We start from the raw sequence: 10,813 nt of genomic DNA, 5'->3' as shown, positions 1-10,813 counted from the left end.
CTGCTCTACAGCGGCAGGCTGGCAGAGGCACGGGCCATGGCGGACGACAGGGCCAACTGGCCGGTCGGCATCCCGCCGTCGGAGTTCGAGCACGCCCGGCGCATGGTCGATGCCGTCGCGGATCCCGGCAGCCGGGCAGCCCGCGACTTGCTCTCCGAATATGACCGTCTGGTGCCGGCAGGGCGCGGCTATATGGAAAATGCCATTCGGATTTCAGCGGCCCTGGGGCAGACGGATCGCGCGTTCCGACAAATCGAAACCTATCTTCTGACGCCCGACGACGAGCTTCCCGACCAGCGGTTTCCGGGGCAGCGGAACTATGGTCGCCCGTCGGACCGGTTGACGGAGCTGCTGTTCATCCCGCCCGTGGACCGGCTGCACGGGGATCCCCGGTTTCTCCGGCTTCTGGCCCGTGCCGGGCTGGTCGAATACTGGCGGAAATCCGGCACGCGCCCGGATTTCTGCGGCCGGCTGGAGGCCGCGTGCCGGGCCGCAGGCATCCCGCCGGAGAGCCGGGCCGTCAGCGCTTCCTGAGCCCGTCCGCCACTAGCTGGTGCGCGCGGGCCAGCACATCGGCCATGTCCTCATGGCCGCTCCACACGCCATAGCGCAGGCCCAGGAACACGTTCATGCCGGCAATCGCCCAGGCTTCCACCTCGCCCACGCCCTCGCGCAGTTCGCCGCGCGCGGCCCCAGCCTCCAGCCGCGCGGCGATCCGCGCAACGGTGGAGCGGTAATGGCCCTGATAGGCGTCGGGCGCGACGAATTCCGCCTCGTCGATGATCCGGTAGATCAGCTGCTGCTGGCTCACGAAATCCAGGTAACCGCCCAGCGCCGCCCGTTCGCGCGCAAGGGCATCGGGCGCAGCCTCAACGCCCGGGGAGACGTGGACCTTCACCTGCGCCGAAAGGTCGGTCACAAGGGCCCGGAAGATATCCTCCTTGCTGGCGAAATAGGTATAGAAGCTGCCCAGCGCCACGCCGGCGCGGCGGGTGATATCGGTGATTCCGGTGGCATGGAAACCGCTGGCGCCGAATTCCAGCGCGGCGGCATCCAGCAGGGCACGCAGGGTTCGCCGCCCGCGTTCCGTTTTAGGAACCGGCAGGCCCTGCGGCGCACCCTCCGTCGCCGCCTGTGGCATTGCTGCATCGGTCACAGCCATTCTCCCAACCCCAGAAAACTGATTCAGGTTTCAAGTTGAATCTTGATTCATGTTTCAGTAAACCCGCTCCCAATCGAACCGCAAGCCCGAAAACGGGCGCCACTTTTGGGAGGAAATAGATGCCCGTCATCCGTCAACTGTCGATTCTTGCCCTCGCCACGGGCCTGGCCTTCCCGCTGCACGCGCAGGAAGCGCCTGCCGCCGGCGAATCGCAAGCCTCCGACGGCGACATCATCGTGTCGGCCCGCCGCCGGTCAGAATCCCTGATGGAAGTGCCGGTTTCCGTCACCGCCGTGTCCGGCAGCACGCTGGAGGCGCAGGGCGCGCCCGACATCACCGCGCTTCAGCAGCAGGCCCCGAACATGACGACCGCGGTTGCCCGCGGCTCCAACTCCACCCTGATCGCCTTCATCCGCGGCGTCGGCCAGCAGGATCCGCTGTGGGGCTTCGAACCCGGCGTCGGCCTCTATGTGGACGATGTCTACATGGCCCGTCCGCAGGGCGCCGTTCTCGACATCTTCGACGTGGAGCGGATCGAAGTGCTGCGCGGTCCGCAGGGCACGCTCTATGGCCGCAACACCATCGGCGGCGCGATCAAATATGTGACGAAGCGCCTGGGCGACGACTTCGCTGGACGCGTCCGCGCGACCTATGGCAGCTACAACCAGATCGACCTGTCCGGCACCGTCTCGGTTCCGCTGGGCGCGAATTTCGCCGTCGGCGCGGGCGTCCTCTGGTCCAAGCGCGACGGGTACGGGAAAAACCTCTACACCGGCGTCGACCAGTATGACAAAGACGTGCTGGCCGGCCGCCTGTCGGCCGAATTCGACAGCGGCGACGTGTTCGTCCGCGTCGCGGCCGACCGCACCGAGGACCGCTCCAACCCCCGCCACGGCACCCGGCTGTTCGGAAACGGCAGCAACCCGGTCTTCGCCCCGACGGACAGCGTCTATGACACCAACGCCGGCATCGGCGACGACAACAAGGTCGTCACCCAGGGCGTCAGCCTGACGGGCGAGGTGGGCGTGGGCGAAGGCTATACGGTTAAGTCCATCACCGCCTATCGCGACGGCTATACCGACACGCTGATCGACTTCGACAACACCCCCGGCCCGGTGCTGGACATCCCGGCCCGCTACAAGGACTGGCAGTTCACGCAGGAACTTCAGCTCCTGGTCGAGCAGGATCGCTGGCAGGGCGTGTTCGGCGCCTTCTACCTCGAAGGCCGGGCGTCGGGCGCGTTCGATACGGTGGCCGGTCTCGCCTTCCCGGGCGGCATCACCACCTACACCGGCGGCAATGTGAAGACGAAGTCGATCGCCTTCTTCGGCGACGTCTCGTTCGACGTGACCGAGCAGTTCAAGGTTTCGGCCGGCCTGCGCTGGACCAAGGACGACAAGGAAGGCACCGTCCTTCGTCAGCGTTACCTCGGGATCCGCTCGCCGGAATTCGGCAACAGCAGCGCGATCTTCTTCGACACCCGGTCTGATTACACCAACGACCGGACGTTCGAGAAGCTGACGCCCCGCATCTCGCTCAGCTATCAGCCGGGCGAAGACATGAACCTCTACGCCAGCTGGGGTCGCGGCTTCAAATCGGGCGGCTTCGACATGCGCGGCGACGTGGTGGCGACGCCCACCACCGTCAACGGCTACGAGCCCGAGACGATCGACAGCTTCGAAGTCGGCATGAAGGGCGCGTTCCTTGATCGCACCCTGTTCCTGAACCTTGCGGGCTTCTATTCGAAGTACAAGGATCAGCAGGTCACCATCCAGGCTCCTACGTCCACGCCGGGCGTCATCGCCTCCTTCGTGGACAACGCGGGCCGGGCCGTGATCTGGGGCTTCGAGGCCGAGATGCGGGCGCTGCCCACGCCGGACCTGCAGGTTCAGGCCAGCTTCGGCTACACCAACGCGGACTACAAGGAGTTCCTGACCTACATCGCCGGCGGCAGCACGCCCGTCGACGTGTCGGACCAGCGCTTCTTCCAGAACACGCCCGAGTTCACGATCAACACGTCGGTCACCTGGTCCACGGATCTCGCAGGCGGCCGGCTTTCCATCACGCCGGCGCTCACGGTGCGCTCCAGCATCTACATGTTCGAGTTCGCCTCTCCGCTGGATCAGCAGGGCTATGCGCTCGCCGACGCGTCCATCAACTGGACGTCCGACGACGATCGCTTCTCGCTGGGCCTGCACGGACGCAACCTGACGGACGAGCGCTATCGTGTCGGCGGCTACAACTTCCCCGGCGCAACGCTGGGCAACAGCATCATCGGCTATTATGGCGCGCCGCGCACCTTCTCGGTGACCGCAGGCGTCAAGTTCTGAGGCCTGGCGGGGCATGGCCCCGCCAGCTTCCGGAAACATCTGAACGGAAAACGGCGGCTGCAGGAATTCCCTGCAGCCGCCGTTCTCATGCCGGGCTCGGCGTGCGCCTATTTCGGCTCGCCGGCGTCCTTGGGGTGATGGGGCATGCCCTCGCGCCAGCGGATCACGCGGGCCTCTACCTCGTCACGGCTCTTGCGCGCATCCTCGGCAAAGGCCTTGCGGTCGGCCGGGCTCAGCTTCTGGATCGCGGCCAGCAGAGACGCCTGGCGTTTCGCATGCTGGGCATCGACCAGGCGCCGCTCGTCCTCCATGGCTCGCTTCAGAGCCGCCGTGTCCAGCCTGTCGGCCGCGACAAGGTCGTTGATCCGGTCCCGCGCGGCCTTCACCGCCGCCCGGCCTTCCGGATCGGACTTCATGGACTCGCGCAGGATGGCGCGCCCTTCGGCAGAGACATTGCCGAACATCGGCCCGCGATGGACGCGCATCATCTTCACCTTCGGCGCCGTTGCGCCGGCGGCGGGCGGGGCGGGGGGCGCAGTTTGCGCCATCACGGGTGCCGCCGCCAGCGCGGCGATGGTCAGGATCATGGTCTTCACAGCTGATATTCCTCTTCGGTCGTGGGGGTGTACAGCAGGGCAAAGGCGGCGCTTTCGCTGCCGCTTGCATCTGCCAGGATCACCGGCTGCGCCCCCGCCTCTCCGGCCGCGTCCTGCCGCTGCGACACCCCGATCGAGGGCGCGACAACAAGGGCGATGGCCGCAGAGGCCGCAACGGCGCCCCCCAGCGCCCACCAGCGAAGGCGGGAAGCAGGGGAGGGCGCTGCAACAGCATCGGCATGTTTCAGGATACGATCCAGCGCGCCGGAATCCCCCGCCGTCAGCGGGTCGGTCGTGCCCCAGGCCGCCAGCGCGTCATCCAGGGTGGGTTTCCTCGTCATTCCAGTTCGTCCTTCAGATCCGTCAGTCTCTCTTTCAGCGCGGCACGCCCGCGCAGCAGCAGGCCTTCCACCGCCTTCTCGCTCGTCTCCAGCGCGGCGGCGATCTCGCCCATGGTCAGCCCGTCGCCATGGAACAGCGCCAGCGCCGCCCGCTGCCGTTCGGGCAGGCCAGCGGCCGCCGCCTGCACCCGCGCGGCGAGGTCGGCCACCTCCGCCGCCCGCGCAGGCGTCGGGCCCGCATCAGGGATTTCGGCGGCGTCCTCGATGGGCGTCGCCGGTCGCAGCCGCCGGCGACCATCCAGCGCGCAGTTCATCAGCATCCGCCGCCACCAGCCCGCAAAACTGCCGCGCGCGGGATCGAAACGATGGGCTTCGCGCCACAGTCGCGTGAAGGCCTCCTGCACGGCATCCTCGGCCAACGCCCTGTCGCCCAGCACCCTGACCGCGAGGCCCAGCGCCGGCCGCGCCAGCAGGCGCACAAGTTCGGCATAGGCCCGCCGGTCACCCCCGGCCGCGCGGCGCAGCAGAAGTGCTTCGGGGTCCGGCGCGGTTCGCGCGTCGTTTGCGGGGGTCAGCGGGGCATGCATCCGGGCCTCATGCTGGCTCATACGGGCTGAACCGCCGATTTCCCCCGCCCGGATATCAGGCCCGCCCCGCCAGCCATTCGCGCAGCACGCGCTGATGCTCGGCGGGCCGGTCATTCTCCACCCAATGGCCTGACCCGGCGACCATCTGGTATCGCGCACCGGGCACCTGCCGTGCGAAGGCCTTCAGCGTCTGCGGCCGCGCCTCGTCATACTCGCCCCCCACGAACAATGTCGGCACATTGATGCGCGGCAGCAGATGTTCGCCGTCATAGTCGCCCAGCGTTCCTGTCACCACGAACTCGCTCGGCCCCCACATGTGCAGATAGAGATCGAGGTTGAACAGCGGATCCCGCCGTCCCTGACAGGCCAGATGCAGCGGAGACAGCCGTTCCCGCGACAGATGGCGGCGCGCATAGAACAGATCGGCCTGCTGGAAGGTTTCGGCGTCGTAATTGCCGGTCCGCCGCGCCTCTGTGATTGCGGCCTGCATTTCGGGCGGCAGGCCCAGGATCCACTGCTCCGCATCCGCCAGCCAGGCGCGGGTCGAAACCAGCGGGCTCAGCAGGATCAGGCTTTCGAGACCCGCCGGCTGGCGGGCGGCATACTCCATCGCCAGCGTCCCGCCCCAGCTGGTGCCCGACAGGTGGAACCGTTCCAGATTGAAGGCCCGGCGGACGGCATCGATTTCCGAAACGAAGCGATCCACCGTCCAGTTGGCCCGCTTCCCCGGCCGGTCGGACAGCCCGCAATCCAGCTGGTCATACAGGATCACGCCGCGCGCGTCGGCCAGCGGCAGCGCGCCCACCATGCCCAGGTGCGTGCCGCCCGGCCCGCCGTGCAGGAACAATATGGGGGCGGGCCCACCCGAAAGCTGGCCGTTGCCGCGGGCATACAGGCTGCCGCCGTCTGCGGCCGGGCGTTTTTCCACGGCGGGCACGGGGCAGGCCGTCACGGCCGAACTGCGCCGCTTCGGGGGCGCGGCTCCCTGTGCGAACAGCGCGGGCGGAACCATGGGGGCGGCCGCCAGGGCTGCCATCATCCCCATCAACTTGCGCCGGTCAGCTTGGATGCTCAGCCCCCCAAATGCCCTGCGAGGGGCGTTCGGCGCGCCCCCCGCGCTGTCTTGCGTCCTGCCCTAGTGCACTTCCCAGCTCTGACCGCGCCGCAGCAGCGCGTTCAGATCCGCCGTCTTTCCGGCCTTCAGCTTCGTTTCCTGCACGGTCACGGCTTCGTCAAAGCTGGGGGCCGGATCGCAATATATCACGCCCAGCGCCACGGGGAACTCGGGGAAGGGCATGTCGATCAGCATGTTCGCGACGGACTTGTTCGTTTCGTCGTGCACGATCACCTGCGATGCATCGCCGTCCACCACGTCCACAACTTCCAGGCGCAGGGTTTCGCGGTTGAGCTTCAGGCCCTTGGTGCCATTCGCGAACAGCATCGGCTTGCCATGTTCCAGCCAGATCTGCGTCTGCGGGGCCTGCTTCTTCTCGGTGAACTGGTCAAAGGCGCCATCATTATAGACGACGCAGTTCTGATAGATCTCGACGAAGCTGGTGCCCTTGTTGGCGTGCGCCCGCTTCAGCACGTCGGGCATGTGCTTCTGCGCAGTGTCGATCGTGCGCGCCACGAAACGGCCGCCGGCGCCCAGCGCAAAGGCGCAGGGCTTCACCGGCGATTCCAGCGATCCCGTGGGCGAGGTGGGCGAACGGGTGCCCGTGCGCGACGTGGGCGAATATTGCCCCTTGGTCAGGCCATAGATCTCGTTGTTGAACAGCAGCACCTGGCAATCCAGGTTGCGGCGGATCAGGTGCAGCATGTGGTTGCCGCCAATCGAAAGCCCGTCGCCGTCGCCGGTGATCAGCCACACGTCCAGCTTGGGATTCGCCAGCTTCACGCCCGTCGCGATCGTCGGCGCGCGGCCGTGGATCGTGTGGAAGCCATAGGTTTCCATATAATAGGGGAAGCGGCTGGAGCAGCCGATGCCGGACACGAACACGGTGTTGTGCGGCTCGACGCCCAGTTCGGGCATGGTGCGCTGCACGGCCTTCAGGATGGCATAGTCCCCGCAACCGGGGCACCAGCGCACTTCCTGGTCAGAGGCCCAGTCGTCGGGCTTCGTCGCGGGCACGATCTTCGTGATCTCGTTCATTGGTTCAGCATCCCCAGGATGGCGGCCTCGATCTCGGCAATACGGAAGGGCTGGCCAGACACCTTGTTCAGCGGCTTCGCATCCACCAGGAACTGGTCGCGCAGCAGCGTCTTCAACTGGCCGGTGTTCATTTCCGGCACCAGGATCCGGTCATAGCGCTTCAATAGCTCGCCCAGATTCTTCGGGAAGGGCCACAGGTGGCGGATATGCACATGCGCCACGTCGTGGCCCTTGCTCCGCACCAGATCCACCGCCTGCCGGATCGGGCCATAGGTGGAACCCCAGCCCACGACGACCAGCGGGCCATGATCCTTGCCCACTTCGACGACCTGATCAGGGATGAAGTTCGCGATACCGTCGATCTTCGCCTTGCGCGTGTCGGTCATGCGCTGGTGGTTCTCGGCCGAATAATCGATGTTGCCGGTGGCATAGCTCTTCTCGATGCCGCCGATGCGGTGCATCAGCCCCGGCGTGCCCGGTTTCACCCACACCCGCTTCAGCGTTTCGGGATCGCGCAGGAAGGGGTTGAACTTCGTCCCCTCGGCCGGAACCTCGGTATGGAACTGCACCGGGAAGGGCTCGAAGTCGGTCATGTCGGGCACCCGCCACGGCTCGGCGGCGTTGGCGATATAGCCGTCCGTCAGCAGCATCACCGGCGTCATGAACTGCACGGCCAGACGGCAGGCCTCGATCGTCACCTCGAAACAGTCGGCGGGGCTGCGCGAGGCGATCACGGGCATCGGGGTGTCGCCGTTGCGGCCATAGACGGCCTGATAGAGGTCGGACTGCTCCGTCTTGGTCGGCAGCCCGGTGGAGGGGCCGCCGCGCTGTGAATTCACGATCACCAGGGGCAGCTCGGTCATCACGGCGAGGCCCATGGCTTCGGATTTCAGCGCGATCCCCGGCCCTGAGGACGAGGTGACGGCCAGATGCCCCGCCCAGGCAGCGCCGATCGTGGCGCCGATGGCCGCGATTTCGTCCTCCGCCTGGAAGGTCGTCACGTCGAACTCGCGCATCTTCGTCAGCGAATGCAGGATCGCGGAGGCCGGGGTGATGGGATAGCCGCCGAAGAACATCGGCAGGCCGGACAGCTGGGCGCCCGCCACCAGCCCCAGCGCGATGGCGTCTGCCCCGGTGATGGTGCGGTAAAGGCCGGGCGCGGCATCCGCCGGCGCCAGCCGGAACTGCTTCAGCGGGCCGGACAGCTCGGCCGTCTCGCCATAGGCATGGCCGGCATTCAGCGCCGCGATGTTCGCGTCGCGCAGCACCTCGTCCTTGCTGAACTTGTTTTTCAGCCAGTCGATCAGCGGCTCGCGGTCGCGGCCGAACATCCACAGCGCCAGCCCCAGCGTCCACATGTTCTTGCAGCGCAGGGCATCCTTGTTGCCAAGGCCGAACGGCTTCACCGATTCCAGCGTCTGCTTCGATATGTCGAACGCCAGCAGCTGCCAGGGATCGAGGCTGCCATCCTCCAGCGGATTTGCCTCGTAATGCGCCTTCTTCAGGTTGCGCTCGCCGAACTCGCCGGTGTCCGCGATGATCAGCCCGCCCTTGCGCAGTTGCGGCAGGTTGGTCTTCAGGGCGGCGGGGTTCATGGCGATCAGCACGTCGGGCTGGTCACCCGCGGTCTCGATCCGGGTGGAGCCGAAGTTGATCTGGAAGGCCGAAACCCCGAACAGCGTGCCCTGTGGCGCGCGGATCTCGGCCGGAAAATCGGGGAAGGTCGCCAGGTCATTTCCGGCCAGCGCGGTGGACAGGGTGAATTGCCCCCCTGTCAGCTGCATCCCGTCGCCGGAATCCCCGGCGAACCTCACAACCACCGATTCCTTCTGGATCACACCCACGTCTGTCCCGCCATCCTGGGCAGGCGCCTTCACGGCAGTCGCCATCGAGCTCGCTTTCCGTCGCCTTGTTTGTTGCAGTCGCTTTACGCCGGTTCGCAGGGCCTCTCCAACAGGATTTTCTACCAGCCTTCATACCCGGGGCGCATGGCCGGCGGATCGAGCCCGCCCAGCGTCAGCAGGCTGCGGGCATGGCGGCGGCCCAGGCGCTGCACATCGGCATCATAGCCGCCGCCCAGCGTCGCCATCATCGGAACGCCTGCCGCACGGCAGGCCTCGCGCACCATCGTGTCGCGCGTGATCAGCCCTTCGTCGCTCAGGTCCAACCGGCCCAGCCGGTCGTCCCGGTGCGGATCGACTCCGGCCTGCACCATCACCAGTTCCGGCCGCGCTGCCCGGAACAGTCCCGGAAGCTCGGCCGACAGCGCCGCCAGATAATCCGCGTCACCGGTGCCGTCCGGCAGGCCCACATCCCGGCTGGATTGCGCCTTGCGCACGGGGAAGTTCCTTTCGGCGTGGATCGAAAAGGTGAAGGCGCCGGTTCGCGCCTTCAGGCACTCGGCCGTGCCGTCGCCCTGATGCACGTCCAGGTCGATCACCAGCAGGCGGCGCACATGCCCCCCGTCGATCAGGCCGGCCGCCACGATCGCCAGATCGTTCAGCACGCAGAACCCCGCCCCGCCGTCGGGCATCGCATGGTGCGATCCGCCGGCCACATTGGCCGCGAACCCGTGCGCCAGCGCATGAAGGGCAGCCGCCCAGCTTCCGCCCACCGAAAGGCGGGACCGACGGGCGACCGCGGGCGTCACGGGGAAACCGATCCGCCGCTCGATCGCCGGATCCACCCGGGCTTCGATCACCGCATCCGCATAGCCTGGCAGGTGCACGCCCAGGATCAGATCGCGCGGGGCTTCCTGTGGTTCGGCAAAGGAAACCCCCGCTGCCGCCAGCGCATCGCGCGTCGCCTCATATTTGGACATCGGGAAGCGATGCCCTTCCGGCAGGGGCGCGGCATATCCCGGATGGAAGACAAACATGCCCGACAGGTGAGGGCCGAAATGCCCCCGGTCAATGTGGCCGAAACAGCACATTGCCCGCTTGCGCCCTGCGAAAGCCCGCACTATAGCGCGCCCTCCGCACAGGCATTCCTCGGTAGCTCAGCGGTAGAGCATCCGACTGTTAATCGGACGGTCGCAGGTTCGAATCCTGCCCGGGGAGCCAGTGCCGCCATCCTTTGCAGCCGGATGGCGCCCGCGTGGGAAACCGCAAATGCCCGTTCATCATCTTTTTCCCACGCCGGTCTATCAGGGCGACATTTCAGACGCGGCGCTGATCGCGGATCTGGCGCACAGCGCCCGCAGCCTTGCCGCCGAAGATGCCGCCGGCCGCCGCTGGTGCCGCGAAAACGGCTATCCGGGCTACACCAGCTACGCCTCGCTGAACGATCTCCAGATCCGCGATCCGGCCTTCGCTCAACTGGCGCGGCGCCTTGCGCCCCATGTCCGCGCCTTCGTCGAAGCCGCCCATATGGACCTTGGCGGCCGCAGGCCCCGGCTCGACAGCCTGTGGGTCAACATCCTGAAGCCCGGCGGCGGCCACACAGGGCATATCCATCCGCACAGCGTCATTTCCGGCACCATCTATGTGGAGGTGCCGCCCGGCGCAGGCGCGCTGAAGATCGAGGATCCGCGCCTGCAGATGATGATGGCAGCCCCCGGCCGCAGCCCGGACGCGCCAGAGGAAACCCGGCCCTTCGTCTATCTGCAACCCGCACCCGGAACCGTGCTGCTGTGGGAAAGCTGGC

General features: G+C 67.0%; 11 protein-coding genes and 1 tRNA gene. 4 read left to right on the top strand and 8 right to left on the bottom strand.

Annotated elements, in window-relative coordinates; translation table 11 throughout:
• Positions 1 to 534, top strand: a 534-nt coding sequence (locus ACE3O8_RS10865) for a hypothetical protein (protein ID WP_374389627.1), incomplete at its 5' end; no start/stop codon positions are given.
• Here ACE3O8_RS10865 and ACE3O8_RS10860 read toward each other — a convergent pair.
• Positions 521 to 1,162, bottom strand: a complete 642-nt coding sequence (locus tag ACE3O8_RS10860; protein ID WP_374389626.1) for a TetR/AcrR family transcriptional regulator — start codon at positions 1,160 to 1,162, stop codon at positions 521 to 523. The two genes, ACE3O8_RS10865 and ACE3O8_RS10860, sit on opposite strands and share 14 nt — an antisense overlap.
• Positions 1,163 to 1,281: 119 nt before the next feature.
• On the opposite strand from ACE3O8_RS10860, the gene ACE3O8_RS10855 reads away from it, so the two are divergent.
• Positions 1,282 to 3,492 carry a TonB-dependent receptor gene (locus tag ACE3O8_RS10855; protein ID WP_374389624.1) on the top strand — a complete coding sequence of 737 codons (2,211 nt, stop codon included), beginning with the start codon at positions 1,282 to 1,284 and terminating at the stop codon, positions 3,490 to 3,492.
• A gap of 107 nt (positions 3,493 to 3,599) precedes the next feature.
• Here the strand turns inward: ACE3O8_RS10855 and ACE3O8_RS10850 are convergent, their stop codons facing one another.
• From ACE3O8_RS10850 to ACE3O8_RS10820, 7 genes are all read right to left on the bottom strand, one after another.
• Positions 3,600 to 4,079, bottom strand: coding sequence for a periplasmic heavy metal sensor (locus ACE3O8_RS10850; RefSeq protein ID WP_374389629.1), 480 nt, complete (start codon positions 4,077 to 4,079; stop codon positions 3,600 to 3,602).
• A 5-nt stretch (positions 4,080 to 4,084) separates the two neighbouring features.
• The gene (locus tag ACE3O8_RS10845) at positions 4,085 to 4,429 is read right to left on the bottom strand and encodes a hypothetical protein (RefSeq protein ID WP_374389622.1); all 345 of its coding nucleotides are present in this window, start codon (positions 4,427 to 4,429) and stop codon (positions 4,085 to 4,087) included.
• Positions 4,426 to 5,016 (bottom strand): RNA polymerase sigma factor, encoded by a 591-nt coding sequence (locus ACE3O8_RS10840; protein WP_374389621.1) that lies wholly within the window; start codon positions 5,014 to 5,016, stop codon positions 4,426 to 4,428. Before ACE3O8_RS10840 ends, ACE3O8_RS10845 begins: the two co-directional genes overlap by 4 nt.
• A gap of 55 nt (positions 5,017 to 5,071) precedes the next feature.
• Positions 5,072 to 6,052 (bottom strand): proline iminopeptidase-family hydrolase, encoded by a 981-nt coding sequence (locus tag ACE3O8_RS10835; protein WP_374389619.1) that lies wholly within the window; start codon positions 6,050 to 6,052, stop codon positions 5,072 to 5,074.
• A gap of 99 nt (positions 6,053 to 6,151) precedes the next feature.
• Positions 6,152 to 7,168, bottom strand: coding sequence for a 2-oxoacid:ferredoxin oxidoreductase subunit beta (locus ACE3O8_RS10830; RefSeq protein ID WP_374389617.1), 1,017 nt, complete (start codon positions 7,166 to 7,168; stop codon positions 6,152 to 6,154).
• Complete coding sequence (locus tag ACE3O8_RS10825; RefSeq protein WP_374389615.1) at positions 7,165 to 9,057, bottom strand: 2-oxoacid:acceptor oxidoreductase subunit alpha; 1,893 nt, start codon at positions 9,055 to 9,057, stop codon at positions 7,165 to 7,167. The genes ACE3O8_RS10830 and ACE3O8_RS10825 overlap by 4 nt, the downstream gene beginning before the upstream one ends.
• A 74-nt stretch (positions 9,058 to 9,131) precedes the next feature.
• On the bottom strand, positions 9,132 to 10,046 hold the full coding sequence (locus ACE3O8_RS10820; protein ID WP_374389614.1) for a histone deacetylase: 915 nt from the start codon (positions 10,044 to 10,046) through the stop codon (positions 9,132 to 9,134).
• Positions 10,047 to 10,155: 109 nt separating this feature from the next.
• On the opposite strand from ACE3O8_RS10820, the gene ACE3O8_RS10815 reads away from it, so the two are divergent.
• Positions 10,156 to 10,230 (top strand) — tRNA-Asn (locus ACE3O8_RS10815).
• 48 nt (positions 10,231 to 10,278) lie between these two features.
• A partial coding sequence (locus ACE3O8_RS10810) for a TIGR02466 family protein (RefSeq protein ID WP_374389612.1) occupies positions 10,279 to 10,813 on the top strand: 535 nt, incomplete at its 3' end.

This window comes from Sandaracinobacter sp. (assembly GCF_041909755.1).
In the GTDB taxonomy this organism is placed as follows: domain Bacteria; phylum Pseudomonadota; class Alphaproteobacteria; order Sphingomonadales; family Sphingomonadaceae; genus Sandaracinobacteroides.
This window is presented reverse-complemented; position numbering and strand designations above follow the sequence as displayed.

Coding starts and splice junctions, on each gene's coding strand:
- ACE3O8_RS10860 (WP_374389626.1), bottom strand. CDS start 1,162: ATGGCTGTGACCGATGCAGCAATGCCACAGGCGGCGACGGAGGGTGCG.
- ACE3O8_RS10855 (WP_374389624.1), top strand. CDS start 1,282: ATGCCCGTCATCCGTCAACTGTCGATTCTTGCCCTCGCCACGGGCCTG.
- ACE3O8_RS10850 (WP_374389629.1), bottom strand. CDS start 4,079: ATGATCCTGACCATCGCCGCGCTGGCGGCGGCACCCGTGATGGCGCAA.
- ACE3O8_RS10845 (WP_374389622.1), bottom strand. CDS start 4,429: ATGACGAGGAAACCCACCCTGGATGACGCGCTGGCGGCCTGGGGCACG.
- ACE3O8_RS10840 (WP_374389621.1), bottom strand. CDS start 5,016: ATGCATGCCCCGCTGACCCCCGCAAACGACGCGCGAACCGCGCCGGAC.
- ACE3O8_RS10835 (WP_374389619.1), bottom strand. CDS start 6,052: ATGGCAGCCCTGGCGGCCGCCCCCATGGTTCCGCCCGCGCTGTTCGCA.
- ACE3O8_RS10830 (WP_374389617.1), bottom strand. CDS start 7,168: ATGAACGAGATCACGAAGATCGTGCCCGCGACGAAGCCCGACGACTGG.
- ACE3O8_RS10825 (WP_374389615.1), bottom strand. CDS start 9,057: ATGGCGACTGCCGTGAAGGCGCCTGCCCAGGATGGCGGGACAGACGTG.
- ACE3O8_RS10820 (WP_374389614.1), bottom strand. CDS start 10,046: ATGTTTGTCTTCCATCCGGGATATGCCGCGCCCCTGCCGGAAGGGCAT.